Source organism: Blastococcus carthaginiensis (genome assembly GCF_030731085.1).
Taxonomy (GTDB): Bacteria; Actinomycetota; Actinomycetes; order Mycobacteriales; family Geodermatophilaceae; genus Blastococcus; species Blastococcus carthaginiensis.
In genome coordinates, this window is the sequence record NZ_JASNFN010000004.1 from 244753 (window position 1) to 265022 (window position 20270).

Annotated in this window: 18 protein-coding genes; 6 read left to right on the forward strand and 12 right to left on the reverse strand. The window is 72.0% G+C overall.

What is annotated here, in order from left to right; translation table 11 throughout:
* Position 1: 1 nt before the first annotated feature.
* The gene (locus QOZ88_RS06350; RefSeq protein WP_305998948.1) at positions 2–376 is read left to right on the forward strand and encodes a hypothetical protein; all 375 of its coding nucleotides are present in this window, start codon (positions 2–4) and stop codon (positions 374–376) included.
* Positions 377–768: 392 nt separating this feature from the next.
* Here the strand turns inward: QOZ88_RS06350 and QOZ88_RS06355 are convergent, their stop codons facing one another.
* The 6 genes from QOZ88_RS06355 to QOZ88_RS06380 form a co-directional block, all read right to left on the reverse strand.
* Complete coding sequence (locus QOZ88_RS06355) at positions 769–1947, reverse strand: restriction system modified-DNA reader domain-containing protein (RefSeq protein ID WP_305998949.1); 1179 nt, start codon at positions 1945–1947, stop codon at positions 769–771.
* A gap of 494 nt (positions 1948–2441) precedes the next feature.
* Positions 2442–3185, reverse strand: a complete 744-nt coding sequence (locus QOZ88_RS06360) for an MBL fold metallo-hydrolase (protein ID WP_305998950.1) — start codon at positions 3183–3185, stop codon at positions 2442–2444.
* Positions 3182–4006 (reverse strand): glutamate racemase, encoded by an 825-nt coding sequence (gene murI / locus QOZ88_RS06365; protein ID WP_305998951.1) that lies wholly within the window; start codon positions 4004–4006, stop codon positions 3182–3184. Before murI ends, QOZ88_RS06360 begins: the two co-directional genes overlap by 4 nt.
* Positions 4007–4046: 40 nt before the next feature.
* The gene (locus QOZ88_RS06370) at positions 4047–4997 is read right to left on the reverse strand and encodes a PLP-dependent cysteine synthase family protein (RefSeq protein ID WP_305998952.1); all 951 of its coding nucleotides are present in this window, start codon (positions 4995–4997) and stop codon (positions 4047–4049) included.
* A 48-nt stretch (positions 4998–5045) separates the two neighbouring features.
* Complete coding sequence (locus QOZ88_RS06375; RefSeq protein ID WP_091931649.1) at positions 5046–5324, reverse strand: MoaD/ThiS family protein; 279 nt, start codon at positions 5322–5324, stop codon at positions 5046–5048.
* A gap of 164 nt (positions 5325–5488) precedes the next feature.
* On the reverse strand, positions 5489–5974 hold the full coding sequence (locus QOZ88_RS06380) for a M67 family metallopeptidase (RefSeq protein ID WP_305998953.1): 486 nt from the start codon (positions 5972–5974) through the stop codon (positions 5489–5491).
* 128 nt (positions 5975–6102) lie between these two features.
* On the opposite strand from QOZ88_RS06380, the gene QOZ88_RS06385 reads away from it, so the two are divergent.
* Positions 6103–6456 carry a hypothetical protein gene (locus QOZ88_RS06385; RefSeq protein WP_305998954.1) on the forward strand — a complete coding sequence of 118 codons (354 nt, stop codon included), beginning with the start codon at positions 6103–6105 and terminating at the stop codon, positions 6454–6456.
* Here QOZ88_RS06385 and QOZ88_RS06390 read toward each other — a convergent pair.
* Positions 6395–6892: a DUF2017 family protein gene (locus tag QOZ88_RS06390; protein WP_305998955.1), complete on the reverse strand. Its 498-nt coding sequence runs from the start codon at positions 6890–6892 to the stop codon at positions 6395–6397. The genes QOZ88_RS06385 and QOZ88_RS06390 overlap by 62 nt on opposite strands.
* Positions 6893–6964: 72 nt before the next feature.
* Entirely contained in the window at positions 6965–7261 is a 297-nt protein-coding gene (gene clpS, locus QOZ88_RS06395; RefSeq protein WP_305998956.1) for an ATP-dependent Clp protease adapter ClpS, read from the reverse strand.
* Between the two features lie 60 nt (positions 7262–7321).
* Here clpS and QOZ88_RS06400 point away from each other — a divergent pair, with 60 nt between their 5' ends.
* From QOZ88_RS06400 to QOZ88_RS06410, 3 genes are all read left to right on the forward strand, one after another.
* Complete coding sequence (locus tag QOZ88_RS06400) at positions 7322–8605, forward strand: nicotinate phosphoribosyltransferase (RefSeq protein ID WP_305998957.1); 1284 nt, start codon at positions 7322–7324, stop codon at positions 8603–8605.
* A gap of 20 nt (positions 8606–8625) precedes the next feature.
* Entirely contained in the window at positions 8626–9192 is a 567-nt protein-coding gene (locus QOZ88_RS06405) for an isochorismatase family protein (RefSeq protein ID WP_305998958.1), read from the forward strand.
* A 113-nt stretch (positions 9193–9305) separates the two neighbouring features.
* Positions 9306–13943, forward strand: coding sequence for a hypothetical protein (locus tag QOZ88_RS06410; RefSeq protein WP_305998959.1), 4638 nt, complete (start codon positions 9306–9308; stop codon positions 13941–13943).
* Positions 13944–13964: 21 nt separating this feature from the next.
* On the opposite strand, the gene serB is transcribed toward QOZ88_RS06410, so the two are convergent.
* The 4 genes from serB to QOZ88_RS06430 all read right to left on the reverse strand — a co-directional run bounded on the left by serB (position 13965) and on the right by QOZ88_RS06430 (position 18534).
* Positions 13965–15227 (reverse strand): phosphoserine phosphatase SerB, encoded by a 1263-nt coding sequence (gene serB, locus QOZ88_RS06415; protein WP_305998960.1) that lies wholly within the window; start codon positions 15225–15227, stop codon positions 13965–13967.
* Between the two features lie 124 nt (positions 15228–15351).
* Positions 15352–17109, reverse strand: a complete 1758-nt coding sequence (gene ctaD / locus QOZ88_RS06420) for an aa3-type cytochrome oxidase subunit I (RefSeq protein WP_305998961.1) — start codon at positions 17107–17109, stop codon at positions 15352–15354.
* Positions 17110–17173: 64 nt separating this feature from the next.
* Positions 17174–18013: a putative RNA methyltransferase gene (locus QOZ88_RS06425; RefSeq protein ID WP_406568218.1), complete on the reverse strand. Its 840-nt coding sequence runs from the start codon at positions 18011–18013 to the stop codon at positions 17174–17176.
* Positions 18014–18024: 11 nt separating this feature from the next.
* Positions 18025–18534: a metallophosphoesterase family protein gene (locus tag QOZ88_RS06430; protein WP_305998963.1), complete on the reverse strand. Its 510-nt coding sequence runs from the start codon at positions 18532–18534 to the stop codon at positions 18025–18027.
* A gap of 76 nt (positions 18535–18610) precedes the next feature.
* Here QOZ88_RS06430 and QOZ88_RS06435 point away from each other — a divergent pair, with 76 nt between their 5' ends.
* Complete coding sequence (locus QOZ88_RS06435; RefSeq protein ID WP_305998964.1) at positions 18611–20209, forward strand: MFS transporter; 1599 nt, start codon at positions 18611–18613, stop codon at positions 20207–20209.
* Positions 20210–20270: the final 61 nt, after the last annotated feature.

A 20270-nucleotide genomic window follows, 5' to 3' on the forward strand; every position in this document is an offset into this window, starting at 1 on the left:
GTTGGCTCTGCCCGAGAACGTGGCCGCTGTCCTCGCCGCGATCAAAGCCGTGTACAGCACGGCTACAAGCGAGCCCCACCAGGGCGACATCGTTGCCGCGAGCGGGCTTAGCCGCAGCACCTATCACCGGGTACTGCGCGATCACCCTGAGGCAGGGGAGGCGCTTGACCTCGCCCACGCCGTCTTCATGCGCGCTTCTGGCGTCATCGAGCCACGGGAGGATCCGGACGAAGGCGACCCGGTAAAGCGAAATCCAATGGCCGCCATCAATGAGTTGCTGATCACCATCGCCCGGCTGACCGACATCGTAGAGGCGCAGAAGCGTCGCATTCAAGCCCTGGAGGACGAACGCACCCTGCGACGCCTGAACCTCTAGCCTCCCAGTCCCTCTTTCGGACATTCCTCGGCGATCATTTCATGTGCGTCGGTGCCGCTAACCGTAAGGAAGTTCAAATGAGTGAGGAACCATCCACTGACCCCGCAGATAGCACGACGATCGAGAGATCCTGGCACTGCGCGACATGCGACATCCTCGTTCCCTCTCGGGGACTGCAAGATCATCTCATTCGGGACAGTGCAGCAGCCAGTGAGGGCTGCGATTCACCCCGCGAAAATGGCGGACACCTTCGGTAGTTCGCGGGTGGAGGGGAGTCGGGATAGACCACACGCGCGCAACGCATCGCTGGGAGATTGCTTCGTCACCGAATGTCGAGGCGTAGCCGTGAGAACTGTGGGATGGCGAGTCAGTCGCGCGCCAGCAGCGCGCTGCTAAGGCTTGGGGAGTCGTCCGCGAAGAGAGCCAAGCGTCTCCCCCGTGGCCACCCTCCAGAAGCGCCACCCGTTGACGTTGCTTCCGGTGATGGCAACTGCGGCAGCCGTGGGACTGGGGTAGTCCTTCCCCTGGAGAGAGAGATAGCCGTTCCCCCGCACGGTTGCGCGGTACTCCACTCCCTTGTAGCGCGCGTTCAGGACGTCCCCCACCGACAGCAGGGACGCTTGCAGTAGGGCGAACACATCCACCGTGCCGCGAACGGGAGGAGGGCCCTCGGGAGGCTTGACGGGTGAAGCACCGCTGTCACGGGTGGCGTCCGATGGAGGGGGAACGGCTTGAGGCGGGGACGCCGGACGCTCAAGGCTCTTCCGTAGGGCAGTCATGGATAGGAGTTCGCCACTCCCCGAGAGAAGTCCCCAGAACTCCCACCCGTTGACGCTGTGACCTGTAACTGCTCTTCCGGCGGAGGACAGCGTGTTATGCCGGTCACCACGCACAACCAGTGTCCCGTCGGCTTCGACCACGGCGCTGGCTTCGTACGACGGAGTAGTGGGGTGCAGCACGCTTCCGCTCTTGATCAAGCCAGCCTGCATGAGGTCGGTGACGCTGCCGTCGTAACGCGCCTTCTCGACGGGTTGCGAGATGAACGAGGCGCCCTGCTGATCCGGGGTATCGGGGTCAAGCCCCAACACCCTGAGCACGCCGAGGACAGGACCGACGATGGCTTCCAGTTGTTGGCGTTGCCACTGCGGGAGGGTCTCGTCACTCGGTCGGTTGCCGTTTCCGAGAGAGATGCGGCCTGCCGAGTTGAGGACGTCATAGAGACGTCCTTCCAGCCAGCCGACCTCCGCGCTGTTGAAACCTTGGTATGGCCTGCGGATGAGCAGCGCTCGTCGCCAGTCCTCCCGAACACGGACGTGCTGCCGAACCCGAGTGATCAGTCCACCTGGAGCCTTGCCGACGTAGACCCCGGCGCACCCCTCGGCATCGACGGGGTCCATGAGTACGTAGGTCCCTGGAACATTCCATGACTCGTCCAGCCCGGACAGGCACTCCCGATTGACGACTGCGAAATCGAGGTTCGCACCGGGAAGATCAATCAGCAGTGGCTCGGTGCTGTTCGCGGGCATGAACCACGTTGCGCCGATGCCGCGCTGCCGTGGATCGGTACTCACGCGTAGCAGTCTGCCTGCCACGCTCGCTTCTGCCTGATCAGACGCGGCGCCAACTGACTCATCCGGGGGCGATGGTCTTCAACTCTGCGGGCCGGGCGACCGGGTGGGCGGTGGCGAGGGACGGGCTGACACAAGCCGCCGACGTGAACGCACAAACCAGTCCGCTTGCCTGCGCCGGGACGCGGAGGCGAAGTCGCGTTCGAGTCGGGCTGAACCTGACACAGCCTTGGCTGACACAAGCAGGGGGTCGCTCCAAAACGGACGATGAACGGCGCCTGGCCCGGGCGCACCCGCACGACCGAGAGCGGCCGGCCGGCCAGCAGCGGCACCATCCGGTCGGCGACTGCGTCGAGGTGGTCGACCAGGGCCCGCTTGGTGACCTCCAGCCCGTCACCGAGCGGCGAGTCGAGGCTGCTCAGCGGCACCCCGTCGCGTTCCTCGTCCACGCCGCTCACCGTGCCGTCTCCCCTGGCCCCCGGCAAGCGGCCCCCGGCTCAGAGTTCGTACACCGCGCCGGGGCTGACCAGCTCGGTCTCGCTGAACACCGAGCTGGCGGCGAACAGCTGGCCGATGTGGTCGACCCAGGCGGGGATGTGGGTGAGCAGCAGCCGGCCGACGCCGGCGGCCGCGGCGTGCTGCGCGGCCTGCCGCCCGGTGAGGTGCAGGCCCGGGGGCTGCTCCGGTGCGTTGTCCGGGTGCGCTGCCTCGGCGAGCAGCACGTCGGCGCCGCGCGCCAGCTCGACCACCCGGTCGCAGGGGCCGGTGTCGCCGGTGTAGACCAGCGACCGGCCGCCCGCGGTGAGCCGGACGGCGTAGGTCTCGACCGGGTGGGCCGTGCGGGCCAGCTCGACGTCGAAGGGCCCGATGCGCAACGCGCCGGGACCGACGGGGACGAAGTCGAAGACGTCGGTCAAACCGTCGCCGTCCACGTCGTAGGCCAACGCGAGCCGCCGCTCGGCCCCCACCGGCGCGTACAGCGGCACCAGCGGCCCGCGAGTGCGCCCGGAGTAGCGGTGCCAGACGACGAACGGGGCGACGTCGAGGCAGTGGTCGGCGTGCAGGTGCGAGAGGAAGACCGCATCCACGGACCCGGGATCGACGACCCGCTGCAGCGCGCCGAAGGCACCGTTGCCCAGGTCGAGGACGAGCCGGAACCCGTCGTGCTCCACGAGGTAGCAGGACGCGGGCGAGTCGGGGCCGGGGCCGCTGCCGCAGCACCCCACGACGGTCAGCTTCACGCGGCACCCGCCCGTCCGGCCGCGAGCACCGCACCGACCTCCGGCCCCAGGAAACGGCGGCCGAGCCGGGCGAACGGCTCCGGGTCGCCGGTGGCGAGGAAGGCATGCCGCGGGGACGTCGCGGCGGGGTCGCGCAGCAGGTCGGTGCGGGTGAGCACCCGGTAGACGTCCTTGGCGGTCTCCTCGGCGCTCGAGACCAGCGTGACGCCGTCACCGAGCACCACCGACAGCACCCCGGTGAGCAGCGGGTAGTGCGTGCAGCCCAGGACGACGGTGTCGACGCCGGCCGCCATGAGCGGGTCGAGGTAGGACTGCGCCAGGCCCAGCAGCTGCCGGCCGCTGGTGATCCCGCGTTCGACGAAGTCGACGAAGCTGGGGCAGGCGGCGGAGGTCACCGACACCTGCGGGGCCGCGGCGAACGCGTCGTCGTAGGCGCCGCTGGTGACGGTGGCCTGGGTGCCGATGACGCCGATCCGCCCGTTGCGGGTGGCGGCGATCGCCCGGCGGACCGCGGGCAGCACCACCTCGACCACCGGGACGTCGTAGCGCTCCCGCGCGTCGCGCAGCGAGGCGGCGCTCGCGGAGTTGCACGCGACGACGAGCATCTTGACGCCGCTGCCGACCAGCTCGTCCATGACCGCCAGGGAGTGCCGGCGCACCTCGGCGATGGGCAGCGGGCCGTAGGGGCCGTTCGCGGTGTCGCCGATGTAGCGGACCGCCTCGCCGGGCAGCTGGTCCAGCACGGCGCGGGCGACGGTGAGCCCACCGACGCCCGAGTCGAAGATGCCGATCGGTGCGTCGGCTCCTGGCTGCGTCCCCATGTCGCCGGTCAGGCTAGCCGGGACCCCCGACACGTCCGAGCTAGGCCCAGAGCTGGCCCTCCAGCGCGGAGGTCGCCTCCTCGAGCGTGCCCGCGTATGCGCCGGTGGAGAGGTACTTCCAGCCGCCGTCGCAGACGACGAAGACGATGTCGGCCCGGCGCCCGGCCGCGACCTCCTTGTCGGCGATGCCCAGGGCCGCGTGCAGGATCGCGCCCGTGGAGATGCCGGCGAAGATGCCCTCGCGCTCCACCAGCTGGCGGGTGCGGTGGACGGCGTCGTCCGGCCCCACGGAGAACCGGGAGTCCAGCAGCTCGGCGTCGTAGAGCTCGGGGATGAAGCCCTCGTCGATGTTGCGCAGGCCGTAGACGAGCTCGCCGTAGCGCGGCTCCGCGGCGATCACCTGCACCCCCGGCTTGTGCTCGCGGAAGTAGCGGGAGCAGCCCATCAGCGTGCCCGTCGTCCCCAGGCCGGCGACGAAGTGGGTGATCGACGGCAGGTCGGCGAGGATCTCCGGCGCCGTCCCCTCGTAGTGCGCCGCGGCGTTCGCCGGGTTGCCGTACTGGTAGAGCATCACCCAGTCGTCGTGCTGCCCGGCCAGTTCCTTGGCCACGGCGACGGCCTGGTTGGAGCCGCCGGCGGCCGGCGAGGAGATGATCTGCGCCCCGTACATCTCCAGCAGCTGCCGGCGCTCCACCGAGGTGTTCTCCGGCATGACGCAGATCAGCTGGTAGCCGCGCTGCCGGGCCACCATGGCCAGCGAGATGCCGGTGTTGCCGCTGGTCGGCTCGAGGATGGTCGAGCCCGGTCGCAGCAGCCCCTCCTTCTCGGCCGCCTCGATCATCTTGATCGCGGCGCGGTCCTTGATGGAGCCGGTGGGGTTGTGGTCCTCGAGCTTGGCCCACAGCCGCACGTCGGCGGTCGGCGAGAGGTTGGGCAGCCCCACGAGCGGGGTGCCGCCGAGGGAGTCGACGAGGGAGGCGAAGCGGGCCATCGGGTGAGCTCTTCCGGGACGGGGACGAGGGCGGGAGCGGAGGGCCGCTCAGCAGCCGCCCGCGACCGCCGGGAGGATCGTGACCGAGTCGCCGTCCTTCACCTGGGTGTCGAGGGCGCCGGTGAAGCGCACGTCCTCGTCGTTGACGTAGACGTTGACGAAGCGGTGCAGCTTGCCCTCGTCGGTGACGAGGCGGTCCTTCAGGCCCGAGTGCTTGCTGTCGAGGTCGTCGATGAGCGCGGCCAGGGTGTCCCCGCTGCCCTCGACGGTCTTGCTGCCGCCGGTGTGGGTGCGCAGGATGGTCGGGATCCGGACCTCGATGGCCATGGCGTGCTTCTCCTCGGTACGTGGGTATCAGGGCGCTGCGCAGGCAGCGGTGGTGCGTCTGATCGGGCTCAACGCCCGTCCACCGCGCGGGATTCCGTGCAGCGGACGGCCCCGTCCAGGGCCCCGCGCCGGACGTGCGAGGCGTGGGGGGACGGGGCGTTTCCTCAGTCGTAGACGACGGTCGTCGGCGAGTGCCCGAAGAGGTAGGACTCCACGATCTCGACCTCCTCCTCCGACACCTCCCCGTCGACGATGCGGTAGCTGCGGAACTCGACGTCGTCACCGGCCAGCCCCGTCTCGGGACCGTGGTGCCGGGTGGAGACCAGCACGTAGTGCGTGCGCGGGTCGGCGGCCGGCCCCGACGCGTAGCCGATGTCGGTGCGCGACGGGTAGGCCTCGGTGGCGGTGTGCGAGTGGTAGACGACGACCGGCCACTCGTCGCGGTCGTCCAGGTCGCGGTACAGCGCCAGCAGGTCGGCGCTGTCGAACTCGTAGAACGTCGGCGACCGCGCCGCGTTCAGCATGGGCACGAAGCGCTCGGGGCGCTCGGTCCCCTCCGGTCCGGCCACGACGCCGCAGGCCTCGTCCGGGTGGTCCTTCCGGGCGTGGGCCACGATGGCGTCGTAGGTCGCGCGGTCGATGCGCAGCACGCCGACCAGTCTAGGCGTGCCCGCCGGGCCGCTCCCCGGTCGCCCCCGGAAGCCCACTGCCGGGTGACCGACGGGTGCCTGCCGGGTGGCCGGTCGGGGAACGAGCGGGGACCGATACGGTCGGCGTCGTGTGGGTCCCGCTGCTCCTGACCGCCGGCGTCGTGCTGCTGGCCCTGCCGGCGCTCGTGATGGGCGCGCGAGGGCTGTTCCGGCACCGCGGCTACAGCGCCCTCCACCCGGGCGACCGCGGCCCCGTGGTGGTGATCGTGGTCGTGCGCGCCGTCCTCCTCCTGCTGGTGCTCGCCGCCTCGGCCCTGGTGCTCGTCTCCACGGTCGGCGCGACGCTGGTCGAGGTGGAGCTGCACGGCATGGTGTACGTGCTCTTCGTCCTCGACCTGCTGCTCGCCGCCCTGGTGCTGCTCACCTTCGGCCGGCGCGACCCGCGACGAGCGCGTCCACGAGCGACCCCTGCAGCGCGGTGAGCCAGTAGTAGACCGCGAGCTGGTGGTCGCCCTCGTCCACGATCTCCTCCGGCGGCTCGGTGTCCTCGCCGATGTCCAGCCGCGTGCCGAGCGCCAGCCGGAGGTCGTTGCTGGTGCGCAGCCAGGCACCGGCCTGGTCCTCGTCCAGCCGCACGTCTCCCCCGTCGGCCGGCAGCGTGGCGCGCACGGTGGCCAGGTCGTCGGCCTTCCCGCCGCGCAGGGCCTGCTCGGTGAGGCCGCGGTAGTCCTCGGCCAGCGCCGGGTCGCTGCGGTGGCCGGCGGGGAACAGCCGGTCGATCACCGGGTCCCCGCTGCTGTCGGCGCGGTCGGCGGCCAGCAGCTGCTCCAGCTGGTCGAGCAGCAACCCGACGACGCCGGCCTCCGCCCTGTCCAGCCGGGCGACGAGCTGCCCGCCGCGGGCACGGAACGGCTTCACGCAAACCTCCTCGCTGCGCTCGTCGGACGCGTGAACCCTGGGCGCTCCGTCACCGTGAGCTCGCGAGCTCGCTCATGAGTCCCTCTGGTAGCTGGCCCACAACCCGTAGGCGTGCAGCCGGCTGGTGTCGTGCTCCATCCGCTCGCGCGGGCCGGAGCTGACGATCGCCTTCCCCTCGTGGTGCACCTGCAGCATCAGCGTGGTCGCCGTCGGCTCGTCGTAGCCGAAGAGCTCCTGCAGCACGAAGGTCACGTAGGTCATGAGGTTGACCGGGTCGTTCCAGACGACGGTCACCCACGGCCGGTCGAGGTCTCCGTGCTCCTCGACGGTCGTCTCGGGGGCCCGGGTCGGGGCGAGCGGTCCGGCCACGGTCCCCAGCTTAGGACGTCGTCCGGCCCGGTGATCGGGGTCCGCCTACGCTCCGGAGCCATGCCGACGGCTCCCGCGCTGCTCACCGATCGCTACGAGCTGACGATGCTCGCCGCCGCGCTGGCCGACGGCACGGCCGGGCGGGACTGCGTCTTCGAGGTGTTCGCCCGCCGCCTGCCGCACGGCCGCCGCTACGGGGTGTTCGCGGGCACCGGCCGGTTGCTCGAGGCGCTGCCGCACTTCCGGTTCGGCGACGAGGAGCTCGCCACCCTGCGCGACCAGGGGTTGACCGACCGGCGGCTGCTGGACTGGCTGGCCGACTTCCGGTTCGGTGGCGACGTCGACGGCTACGCCGAGGGCGAGCTGTTCTTCCCCGGGTCACCCGTGCTCACGGTGCGCGCCCCCTTCGGCGAGGGCGTGCTCCTGGAGACGCTGGCCCTGTCGATCCTCAACCACGACTCGGCGATCGCCGCGGCGGCGGCCCGCATGGTGGCCGCCGCCTGCGAGCGGCCCTGCATCGAGATGGGTTCGCGGCGCACCCACGAGCAGGCGGCGGTGGCCGCCGCCCGCGCGGCACACCTGGTGGGGTTCGCGGCGAGCTCCAACCTGGAGGCCGGCCGGCGCTACGGCGTCCCGACCACCGGCACCAGCGCGCACGCCTTCACCCTGCTGCACGACGACGAGCGCGCCGCCTTCCGCGCCCAGGTCGAGACCCTCGGGACGGGCACCACCCTGCTCGTCGACACCTACGACGTCGAGCAGGGCATCCGGACGGCGATCGAGGTGGCCGGGCCCGGGCTGGGCGCGATCCGGCTGGACTCCGGCGACCTGCCGACCCTGGCCAGCCGCGCCCGGGAGCTCCTCGACGAACTGGGCGCCACCGGCACCCGCGTGATCGTCACCAGCGACCTGGACGAGTACGCCATCGCGGGGCTCCTGGCCGCGCCGGTCGACGGCTACGGGGTGGGCACCTCGCTGGTCACCGGCTCGGGGGCGCCGACGGCCGGGATGGTCTACAAGCTCGTCGAGCGCGACGGCGTCCCCGTGGCCAAGCGGTCGGAGGGCAAGAACTCCGTGGGTGGGCGCAAGCACGCCGTCCGCCGGCACGGGGCCGACGGCACGGCCACCGCCGAAGTGGTGAGCAGCGCGCCCATCGAGCCGCGCACGGGCGACCGCGACCTGGTGATCCCGCTGGTACGGGACGGCGCCCTCTGCGACGACGTCGCCCCGCCCGAGGCGCTGCGGCGCGCCCGCGCGCACCACGCGCGGGTGCGGGAGGCGCTGCCGGCCGAGGCGTGGGCGCTCTCCCGCGGGGAATCCGTCCTGGAGACCCTGACCGCCTGAACCCGGGGATGATCCGTCCCATGACCCGCGCGCTGATCGTCGTGGACGTGCAGAACGACTTCTGCGAGGGCGGCAGCCTCGCCGTCGCCGGTGGCGCCGCGGTCGCGGCCGCGATCACCGAGCACGTCCGGACGGCGGGCTACGACCACGTCGTCGCCACCCGCGACCACCACGTCGACCCCGGATCCCACTTCGCGGAGGCGCCGGACTTCGTCGAGACCTGGCCGCCGCACTGCGTCGTCGGCACCGGCGGGGTGGAGCTGCACCCGGCGCTGGACCGCGAGCCACTGGAGGCGGTCTTCGACAAGGGCGAGCACGCCGCCGCCTACTCCGGCTTCGAGGGGATGGGCGACGGCGTCGGTCTGGCCGACTGGCTGCACGGGCGCGGGGTGGACGCGGTCGACGTGGTCGGCATCGCGACCGACCACTGCGTGCGCGCCACCGCCCTGGACGCCGTCGCCGCGGGGTTCACCACCCGGGTGCTGCTGCCGCTCACCGCGGCCGTCGCCGAGGGGACGGTGGCCGCCGCCCTCGACCAGCTGCGCACGGCGGGCGTGCGGCTGGAGGAGCAGGTCCCCCGGGGCTGACCCTTCCGGACCGTGCGCGCACGGGGGCGCTGGAAGGTCCTGTGCGCCCGGTGAGCCCTTATCCTCCAGCCGTCGGGGGAAGACTCTGGGTTCCGCAAGCCTCGGGGGAAGCGATGAGCCGGCTGGGGTTCCTGGTGGGGACGATCACGCAAGCCCTGAGCGGCTTCAACGGTGAGTCCACCGCCCGGCGGGCGTTGATACTGGCAGACGGCCACGCCCTTCTGGACGACGCCGCGCTCCGCGAGGCCTGTCAGCGGCTGGTCCACGCGCCGAAGGCCGCGGTGCCCACCGAGGACGACGCCGGCCGCTACCGGCTGATCGGTCAGCAGCTGGACGAGCGCGACGCCGAGGCCCTGGCGCTGGCCTGCGCCGCCTTTCGCCGCTTCCCTCCACAGGGGACCCTCCGCGGCACGTCGCTCTACGAGGAGCAAGTCCAGTGCGCGGCCCACCTCATGCGCGGCTCGCTCGTGCAGATGGACACCGGAGAGGGAAAAACGTTCGCGCTGATGGTGGCCGCGCTGGCTCTGCTGCGCCGGCACGACCGGGTCTACGTCGTGACGGCCAATCCGTACCTGGCCATACGGGACGCTGCCAAGACCGCGCCGTACTGGACTGCGCTCGGCATCTCCGTCGGCGCCGCCCTGCCGAAGGGGTACGAGGCACGCGGTTGGCGGACCTGGGATGCGCGGGTCGTCTACACCACTGCGGATTCCCTGGTCTTCCGCAAGCTCCACGACGACCTGGTGCCGGGAACCGACCAGCGCAAGCTGCGGGCGGCCGCCGTCCTGGTCGACGAGGTCGACGCCATCCTCCTCGACGCCGGGTCGAACACCTACCAGATCTCCCGCGCCGTGTCCGCGCGCACCAAGAACTGGCGCCTAGCCGCCTCTCTGGCACGGGAACTGGACGACCGGCACGTCGAGCGTGCGAAGGACCCCGACGTCAAACGGGTGTACCTGACCGCCGCCGGACAGCAGCACGTGCGCGACGTGTCCGGGACCCTCCTCGACGACGCCCAGCACCTGGGGCTCTACCGCGACATCGAACTCGCCTACGCCGGCTTGTTCGAGGCCGTCGAGGGCAGGGACTACGAGATCATCAATCACCGGGTCGTCCCCTTGGACCCGCGAAGCGGCTGGCGCCGCCCGGGTGTGACCCTGGACTGGGTGGCGCCGCTCGCCAGCGCCCGCGGCCTGACGGTTCCGCCGCACCAGCAGACGATCCACCTCACCTCCCGGCTGGACGCCCTCCTGGAGTTCGACCACTTCGCCGGGACATCCGGCACGGTCGTCGACGAGGCCGTCGAGTACCTGCTGCTGGCGCAGTTGCCGCTGGCGGTCATCCGCCCGCGGCACAAGCGACGTCACGGCCGCCGTCCGGATCTCTACTTCCCGTCGCTGGCGGACGCCGAGGAGCACATCGAGCAGGTGGCCGCCCGCGAGGCCCCGCGCCGGCCGCTGCTCGTGGTCGCCTCGGCCAAGCCCACGGTCTACCAACTGCGCAGTCGGCTGCGGGAGACCCTGCCCGAGGACGTGGACGTCCGATTGGCGCTGGGCGAGTCGGCCGCGCAGGAAAAGCAGTTCGAGGACGCCGGACGGCCCGCCGTGGTGCTGGTCTCCACCCGCCAGGCCGGCCGGGGCGTGGACATCCCGCTCGACGAGCGAGCCCGGCAGAACGGCGGCAGCCTGCTCATCCTGCTCGGCCACAGCAGCGAGCCCCGCCACGATCGGCAACTCCTCGGCCGGGTCGGTCGGCAGGGCAACCCGTACACCGCGTACTTCTGCAACCACCCCGACGACGACCTGGTCAGCCTGATTCCGCTCGCCCCCAAGATCCGCCGCACCTGGCCCCGTCGCGGCGTCGAGTCCCGGACCATGGACCGTGGCCTGCACTCCCTCCAGCGGTCACTCCGCCAGCTGAACCTGCAACGGTTCGCCAGCAACGTCACGGCGATGCGGGCAGACGGTGACGTCTACCGCATGCTGGGGGGCTGGCGGCGAGCCGCGCAGCAGGACACCGACGGTTCCCTGTTCCGCAAGCCGTTTCTGGATCGCATCGCAACCACCTTCATCGCTTATCACCTACCCAGCCTCGGCACCGACACGGTCACTCAGCCGGAGGCCGCGCGCATCGCGGCCCAGGTCGGCGGCGCCCTCGGCCTCGACGGTCCGGCCCAGGAACTGCACGTCCGCGTGCTGGGTCAGACTGGCGAGGCCGCGAAGCAGATAATCTCGACCCGCCTCGTCGCTCGGCTGGACGAGGCGATGCGCGAGAACGTGCGTCGCACCGACGAGCTCACCGCACAGCAGCACGCCGCAGCAGCGGCCGCGTGGGGGCTGCAGGTCCTGGCCGTCCTCCGCGCGCGGGTCGACCGGCTGTCCGGTTGCCCGCCGCCACCGGCCCACATGGACGCCCCTTGGGGATCGGCCCTCTCCGGCATCCCTGGTCCGCGCCTCTCGTGGGCGGCGCGAGAGTGGGTGCGAGAAGGGCTGGCGCAGCGAGCGGCAGCCCCGGTGCGCGGTGCGGGTACCGCCCACGGCGCGCCGTCTGCCGAGGACTCGGACGAGACGACGCAGGTACTCCGAGAACTGCGGGCCCTGGTCCTCGCCACCGTCCGGCTGCCCGTCACGCCCGATGCCGCCCCTGCGGCAGACCTGGAAATCCTCGCGGAGGGGCTGAGCCGGGCCGCGATACGCTTTCAGGAGCGCGTTGCCGCTGCGCCGCTGGTGGACACCGCCGCACAGAGGACGCGTGGCCGCGACCCGGTGTCCATCGTCTCCGAAACCCTCGCCGAGGCCTCGGACGCGGTGAACGACGGGCTCCAACGGCTCCGCTTTCAAATCGCCCAGCGCCAGCTCAGTGGACTGCGCCACCAGAACGCCTACAGCAGCGGGACCGAGGATCTCCTGAAGGTTCACGAGTCGAGCCTCGTGAAGCAGCTCGTGGTGAACCTGCGGAAGGGGGCCGATCCGGCCGCGCTCGACGCGCTCTTCACCGCCCGGGAAGCCAGCGTGTACGTGCCACCCTCCATCGGGGAGGTCACCGACTTCGCTCGCCGCTTCTCCCCGCCGACCACGGCAAACGACGACCTGGACCGCCGACCGTCCGGCGAACGGGACGCCTTGGTCCGGTACTTCCTGGATTCCCTGGCCAACACCGGGGACGCGCGCCGCGGACCGCGGGCCGAGGAGGTGGCCCCCGCGCTCAATGCGCTGCTCGACGCCACGCCGCTTGCCGCCATGTCCACTCCCGAGGGGGTCACCGAGGCCCTGGACCGGTGGCGGAAGGACCCCGTCCGTCTTCGTCCGCTGCCCTGGCGGCGGCGCAAGGTGGACCGGACGATCCGGGACTTCCTGGACTTCCTCAACGCGCAAGGGCTGGTCGCCCGTCGTCCGAAGGGGGTCCGCAGCCGGTCGCAGGTCATGTGGAGCCGGGCGACGGCCCGGCTGGGGGCTCCCCGGCTGGCCGCAGGGGTCGTCCTCGTCAGCGTCGCCGTCGCCCTCGGGCTGTTCCTCGCCATGGCCCACGTCGGCGAACCGGTGTCGTCGACCGGCTGGAGCCGCTTGCTCGACCTGTCGCTGTCCGGCGGCATGCTGGGGGCCGCTTCCGTCCTCGGCCCCGCGCTGGTCGCCACTCTGGGCGCCACCTTCGTCGGCTGGCTGCCGCGCGGCTACGGAGACGTGGTCGGCAACTCGCCGGCCGAGCGGACCCTGGCCCTGATCGCGGCGGTCACCGTCTCGGTATGGCTCGCGGACGAGGCCGATCCCACCCGCGGCTGGGCATCGGACGCGGTCGTCCTCGCCGTCCTCCTGGCCGCTGCCCTCGTCGTCCGAAACCTGGTGTGGACGGCGCAGAACGTCGGTCGCGTCCACGTCCCGGCCGTCCTCATCGGCGTCTTCGTCCTCGGCGTGGCTCTGCCCGCGCTCAGCCGTCAGCACGGGACAGCTGTCCTCATCCCGGCGCTCCTCGGTGTCGCCGTCATCCTCTCCCGGGGGCTGTTCCGACTGCGGCTCCCTGTCAGCTCCATGCAGTGGGCTGAGGATGGAGGGGACACCGGCCACGCCGTCCCCTCCATGGTCCCGTTGCCCGTGCCCGAACGGTGGCCCGCCCACTTCTACGCACTGCTCGCTGCACTGGCGACGGGGGCGGTCCTACGCGGGCGTCTGGATGCCCTCGGGGAGAGCATGACGACAGGTGCCGTGTACCTCGTCGTGTACTCGTTGTGGGCGCGACGCCTGGCGCTGACGGCCACCGCACTGGACCGGTGGACCACGCGGCTGCGCGGCGCCAACCAGGCCTACCGGCCCTCCGCCGGACGGCAGACGTTGGAGAGCGGCTTGGCGTCGCTGCGCCGGTTGCTCGTCGTGCGTGAGGTTGCCACGGCCTCCCTGATCGTCGCCTGCGCGATCATGGTCGGCTCGGTCGCCAGCCTGTTCGGCGGGCCGGAGGTGAACCTCGGCCTGTTGGCGGCGGGCCTGGGCATCATCGGCACCGAGTTGCTCACCGCGGCAGTCCTAAGCCTGTGGCAGGTGGTGGGCTCCGAGCGTCCGGCCGGCGGCGGCGACGACACGGAAGCCCTCTCGGGGGGCATGGTCGCCGACGTCCAGGAGGTGCTGACGCGCTTCGGCAAGCGGGTCAGTCTGCTAGTCGTGGCCTTCCTGGTACTGCGCGGCATCGCCGACATCATCGACGTGTGGGAGGTGGCGGCCGGGTTCTGGCGGTGGCTCCGGGGCCTGCTCGCGCAGCCTTGACCCGAACGGGCCGGCACCGCCTCAAGGGACGGCGTCGAGGACCTCGTCGCGGGTGAAGCCGAGCACCTGCAGGACGGCGTCGAGGTAGGGCTGGTTGAGCGCCGTGTGCGCCTGCTCCCGCACGAAGGGCTTCGCGTTGAAGGCGATGCCCAGCCCCGCGGTGCTCAGCATGTCGAGGTCGTTGGCCCCGTCCCCGACGGCCACCGTCTGGTCCAGCGGGATGCCGTACTGCTCGGCGAAGCGGATGAGCGCGCGGGCCTTGCCGGGCCGGTCGACGATCTCCCCGACCAGCCCGCCGGTGAGGCGGCCGCCCCGCACCTCGAGGGTGTTGGCCGCGGCGAAGTCCAGCCCCAGGCTCTCGGCCAGCGGATCGGTGATCTGCGTGAAGCCGCCGCTGACGATGCCGCACCGGAAGCCGAGGCGCTGCAGGGTGCGGATGAGCGTGCGTGCGCCCGGCGTCAGCACCAGGTGCTCGCGCACCTCGTCGAGCACCGCCTCCGGCAGCCCGGCCAGCACGGCGACCCGCGCCCGGAGCGACTCGGCGAAGTCGAGCTCGCCGTTCATCGCCGCCGCGGTGATGCGGGCCACCTCCGCCGCCCGCCCCGCACGCGCGGCGAGCTCGTCGATGACCTCCCCGCGCACGAGCGTGGAGTCGACGTCCAGGACGATCAGCCGCTTGCTGCGCCGGGCGATCCCCACCTGCTCGACGGCGATGTCGGCACCGGTCGAGGCCGCTACCGAGGCGAGCGCGGTGCGCAGCGCGGTGGCCTCCGCGCCCGAGACGGTGAGCTCGAAGCTGGTGACCGGGACGTCGGAGAGCCGCCGGATGGCGTCGATGTTGCCCCCGGCACCCGCGATGGCCTGCGCGGCACCGGCCACCGCCTCGGGAGGCACCGGGCGCCCCAGCACGATGACGTGGTGCGCCCGCCCGCCGGTGATCGGCGCGTCGGGGCCGCTGGCCGATTCGACCGCCACGCGGACACCCACGGCGGCCTCGACCTCGCGACCCACCCGGCGGAGGTGGTCCAGCAGCTCGCGTTCGGCCTCCGCCGGCTGCCCGGTCCCGAGGGCGCCGACCACCACGCCCAGCGCCAGGTGGCCGTGCACCACGACCTGCTCGACGTCGAGAACCTCGACCGCCGGGCGCCCGTCACCGTCGGAGGCCAGGGCGGCGAACAGGTGGGCGGTCACCCCCGGCCGGTCCGCGCCGGTGACGGTCAGCAGGGCCCGCGGCGCGCTGGCGTCGGGGGCCGTCAGCGGGTCGGGCGTCGGCTCGTGCGGCACGCGGCCATCGTGCCGCACGCCCCCCGCGCGGCCCGTCCGGGGCCATCGACGGCCGACGCCCCGCCGGCCCGGAGGCCGGCGGGGCGCCGGTGACGTGCTAGGAGGACCCCTGCCGGGGCCCGTCTCAGGTCGGGTCGGGGTCGTTCGGACCCTGACGGTGACCAGCGGTGGCGCCGAGCTCGCTGACGCCGCCGTAGGGCTCGTGCCGCTTACCGACGTGCGCTTCGGCCTGCAGCCGCTCGATGAGGTGCGGGTAGTGCGCCTCGAACGCCGGGCGCTCCGAGCGGATCCGGGGGATCTCCACGAAGTTGTGCCGCGGCGGCGGGGACGAGGTCGCCCACTCCAGGCTGTTGCCGTGGCCCCACGGGTCGTCCCGCAGCGCGAGCTCGCCGTACTTCCACGACTTGACCACGTTGTAGATGAACGGGATCACCGAGGCGCCGAGGATGAACGACCCGATCGTCGAGACCGTGTTGAGCACGGTGAACGCGTCGCTCTCCAGGTAGTCCACGTACCGGCGCGGCATGCCCTCGTTGCCCAGCCAGTGCTGCACCAGGAACGTGGCGTGGAACCCGATGAAGGTGAGCCAGAACTGCAGCTTGCCCAGCCGCTCGTCCATCATCCGGCCGCACATCTTGGGGAACCAGAAGTAGATGCCGGCGTAGGCGGCGAACACCACGGTGCCGAAGACGACGTAGTGGAAGTGGGCGACGACGAAGTAGCTGTCGTTGACGTGCCAGTCCAGCGGCGGGCTGGCCAGCAGGACACCGGTCAGACCACCCAGGAGGAAGGTGATGATGAAGCCGATCGAGAACAGCATCGGCGTCTCGAAGGTCATCTGACCCCGCCACATGGTGCCGATCCAGTTGAAGAACTTGATCCCGGTCGGCACGGCGATGAGGTAGGTCAGGAAGGCGAAGAACGGCAGGAGCACCGCGCCGGTGGCGTACATGTGGTGCGCCCAGACGGCCAGGGAGAGGGCGCCGATCGCGATGGTCGCGAAGACCATGCCCTTGTAGCCGAACAGCGGCTTGCGGGCGAAGACCGGGATGATCTCGGTGACGATGCCGAAGAACGGCAGCGCGATGATGTAGACCTCGGGGTGCCCGAAGAACCAGAACAGGTGCTGCCACAGCATCGGGCCGCCGTTCTCGTCCGAGTAGACGAGAGCGCCCAGGTTGCGGTCGGCCAGCATGCCCATGATCGCGGCGGTCAGGATCGGGAAGGCGAAGAGGACCAGCACGCTGGTGACCAGCGTGTTCCAGACGAAGATGGGCATCCGGAACAGGGTCATGCCCGGCGCCCGGAGGCAGACGATCGTGGTGATGAAGTTGACCGCGCCGAGGATCGTGCCCAGGCCGCTGACCGCCAGGCCGGCGAACCACATGTTCGCGCCCGGGCCGGGCGAGTGCACCACGTTCGAGAGCGGGGCGTAGGCGTACCAGCCGAAGTCCGCCGCGCCACCCGGCGTCAGGAAGCCGCCCACCGCGATCAGACTGCCGAACAGGAACAACCAGTAGGAGAAGGCGTTCAGGCGGGGGAAGGCGACGTCCGGCGAACCGATCTGCAGCGGCATGATCAGGTTCGAGAACGCGAAGAACAGCGGCGTCGCGAACATCAGCAGCATGATCGTGCCGTGCATCGTGACCAGCTGGTTGTACTGCTCCGGCGACAGGAACTGCAGCCCCGGCCGCGCCAGCTCGCCACGCATCAGCAGCGCCATGAGGCCACCGCCGATGAAGAACACGAACGACGTGGTCAGGTACATCAGACCGATGGTCTTGTGGTCGGTGGTCCGCAGCAGGTTCGAGAGCCGCGAGCCCTTCTCGACCACGTGAGCCGGGCTGGGCCGGCTCACGATGGGCGCCGGTGCAATCGTCACGGCTGGCAGCTTAGACCGTGCGGTGCGGCACCTCAGGTCCGGCAGGCCAGGCGCGCCGGGACGATCACCGACGGCGCCGGTAGGAGGTCACGTCGACCGAGATCGTGACCGGCACGGCGGCCGGCAACCGCGCCAGCGAGGCCGCCAGCGCGGCCGGCGTCAGGTGCCGGGCGTGCGGCCCCATGCCCACCAGCGTCGCCACCGCCGCGTGGTCCAGCAGCAGGGTCCGGCGATGCCGCTCGGCCCCCTCGCGCGCCAGGTGCGGCTCCAGGGCAGCGCTGAGCCGTTCGGCCTTCGCGGGGTCGACGCGCAGCAGCCCGAGCGGCCCGACGAGCTCGGTGAGGTGGTCCCGGCCGGGCGTCACGACGACCAGCCGACCCTCCGGGCGCAGCACCCGGGCGATCTCGGGGCCGTTGCGCGGTGCGAAGACGACCAGCGCCCGGTCCACGACGGCGTCGCGCACCGGCAGCCGGGCCCAGGTGTCCCCGACGACCGCCACCGCCCGCGGGTGCGCCCTCGCCGCCCGGCGGGCCGCGTAGCGGGAGGCGTCGAGCACCACGCCGGTCGCCCCCGGGAGCGCATCGAGGAGGCGGGCCAGGTGGTGCCCGGTCCCGCCGCCGAGGTCGAGCAGCGTGCGGGGCTCCCCGGGCGTGACCGCCGACGCCAGCGCCGCCGTCACGCCGTCGTAGTGGCCGGCGGAGAGGAACGCCACGCGGTCGGCGACCATCTCGGCCGAGTCACCGGTGGGCGGGCGGCGCCCCGGGGGCAGCAGGGTCAGGTGCCCCTGCCGCGCCCGGTCGACGGCGTGCCCGGTGGCGCAGCGGAGCCCGGAGCCGTCCCGCTCCGCGGTGAACGGCGCCGCGCACACCGGGCAGGCGAGCAGCGCGACCGCGCGCGGGTCCAGCGGCGCGGCGCTCACCGCCGCGGGGGCACCGGGTGGAAGGTCACGTCCCGGAGCCGGCCGGCGTCGGCCACCGCGGTGACGAACGTCCCGTGCGGCTGGCGGCGGCGGTCTGTCGGCGACCCCGGGTTGACCAGCCGCAGGCCGGAGGGGGCCGTGGTGTCCCAGGGGATGTGGCTGTGCCCGAACACCAGGACGTCGGCGTCGGAGAACCGGGCCGCGCACCGGGCCTCCCGCCCCGTCGCCTGCCCCGTCTCGTGGACGACGACGAACTGGACGCCGTCGAGCTCGATCCACGCCTCCTCCGGCAGGCGCTCCCGCAGCACCCCGTGGTCGTTGTTGCCGACCACCCCGACCAGCAGCCGGGAGCGCTGTTCCAGCTCGTCGAGGAGCGCCACGTCCACCCAGTCGCCGGCGTGGAACACGACGTCGGCCGAGTCGATCGCCGCCCACAGCGCATGAGGTAGCTCACGCGCGCGCTTGGGGACGTGCGTATCTGCGGTGAACACCAGCGAAACAGGCACGACGACATGGTTGCAGGCCGCTACGTTCTCTCCCGGCCGGCGATCCGGCCCGTTCCGCACGACCCGAGGACTTCCCGTGACCGAACCCCTTCCCTCCCCTGCCGCGACCGGCGCGACGAGCTCCGCAGACGAGCCCTACGAGAAGCGCTGGCTGGCCCTGGGCGTCATCGCCATGACCGTCCTGCTGGTCATCCTCGACGCCACGATCGTCAACATCGCCCTCCCGGCGGTCACCGCCGACCTCGGCATCAGCGCCGCCAGCCAGCAGTGGATCGTCACCGCCTACACCCTCACCTTCGGCGGGTTCCTGCTGCTCGGCGGCCGGATCGCCGACTTCTGGGGCCGCAAGCGCACCTACCTGGTGGGCGCGGCCGGCTTCGCCGTCGCCTCCGCGCTCGGCGGCATCGCGCAGAACGAGGCGATGCTCTTCGGCGCCCGCGCGCTGCAGGGTGTCTTCGGCGCCCTGCTCGCCCCGGCGTCGCTGGCGCTGCTGACCGTCCTGTTCACCGACCCGAAGGAGCGGGCCAAGGCCTTCGGCGTCTACGGCGCCATCGCCGGCGGTGGCTCGGCGGTGGGCCTGCTACTGGGCGGCGTCCTCACCGAGTACGCCGACTGGCGCTGGTGCTTCTGGGTGAACCTGCCGGTCGCGCTGCTCGCGATCGTCCTGGCGATCCCGATCGTCCCGGAGAGCAAGGCGCCCGGTGACACCAGCTACGACATCCCCGGCGCGGTGCTGGTCACCCTCGGCCTCGGCGCCATCGTCTACGGCTTCACCCGCGTCGCCGAGGCGTCGCAGACCTTCGCCGCCGAGGCCGCCGCGGCGAACGCCGAGGCGGCGGCACAGGGGGCGCCGGCGCTGGTGACGCCCGCCAGCGGCTGGACCGACGGGCCCGCCTGGCTGTTCATCGTCGGCGGTCTGGTGCTGGTGGCGCTGTTCGTGCTGCTGGAGCTGCGCACCCGCAACCCCCTGCTGCCGATGCGCATCGTGCTGGACCGCAACCGCGGCGGTGCCTACCTGACCTCCACCCTGGTGGGCGCCGGGCTCATCGGGGCGTTCTTCTTCCTGAGCCTGTACTTCCAGCAGGTGCTCGGCTACGAGCCGGTGGTGGCCGGGCTGGCCTCGCTCCCGACCACCCTCGGTGTGTTCATCTCGGCCGGCGCCTCCAGCGCGCTGCTCCCGCGGGTCGGGCCGAAGCCGCTCATGGTCCTCGGTGGGTTCCTGGCCGCCGCCGGCCTGTTCACGCTGTCGTTCGTGGGGCTGGACACCGGGTTCTGGGCGCTGCCCTTCCCGGGTCAGCTGCTGCTGGGCCTCGGCCTCGGCTTCACCTTCGTGCCGCTGTCGAACCTCGCGCTCGTCGGCGCCGGGCAGCACGACGCCGGTGCGGCCAGCGCGATGCTGAACGCCACGCAGCAGGTGGGCGCCTCGATCGGCACCGCCGTCCTGGCCTCGCTGTCGGTGGCCACCATCAGCGCCTACACCGCCGACGCGCTCACGTCCGGGGCGAACCCCCAGGACCCGGCCGTCGGCCTGGCCGCGCAGGTCGAGGGCTACACCACGGCGTTCACCTGGGCCGCCGCCCTGCTGGTGCTGGGCGCGCTCGTCACCCTGGTGCTCATCAAGGCGACGAAGGAGGACCTGCCGGCCGAGGGCGACGCCGTCGTCCACGTCGGCTGAGCGACTCGTCGGGCGCCCCTTCCCGTCACGGGGAGGGGCGCCTGACGCGTTCTCGCGGAGC

What these genes read in the sequence shown, in the direction of transcription:
- QOZ88_RS06405 (WP_305998958.1), top strand. Translation starts at nt 8,626, where the DNA reads ATGACCCGCGCGCTGATCGTCGTGGACGTGCAGAACGACTTCTGCGAG.
- QOZ88_RS06375 (WP_091931649.1), bottom strand. Translation starts at nt 5,324, where the DNA reads ATGGCCATCGAGGTCCGGATCCCGACCATCCTGCGCACCCACACCGGC.
- QOZ88_RS06370 (WP_305998952.1), bottom strand. Translation starts at nt 4,997, where the DNA reads ATGGCCCGCTTCGCCTCCCTCGTCGACTCCCTCGGCGGCACCCCGCTC.
- QOZ88_RS06400 (WP_305998957.1), top strand. Translation starts at nt 7,322, where the DNA reads ATGCCGACGGCTCCCGCGCTGCTCACCGATCGCTACGAGCTGACGATG.
- QOZ88_RS06410 (WP_305998959.1), top strand. Translation starts at nt 9,306, where the DNA reads ATGAGCCGGCTGGGGTTCCTGGTGGGGACGATCACGCAAGCCCTGAGC.
- murI (WP_305998951.1), bottom strand. Translation starts at nt 4,006, where the DNA reads ATGGGGACGCAGCCAGGAGCCGACGCACCGATCGGCATCTTCGACTCG.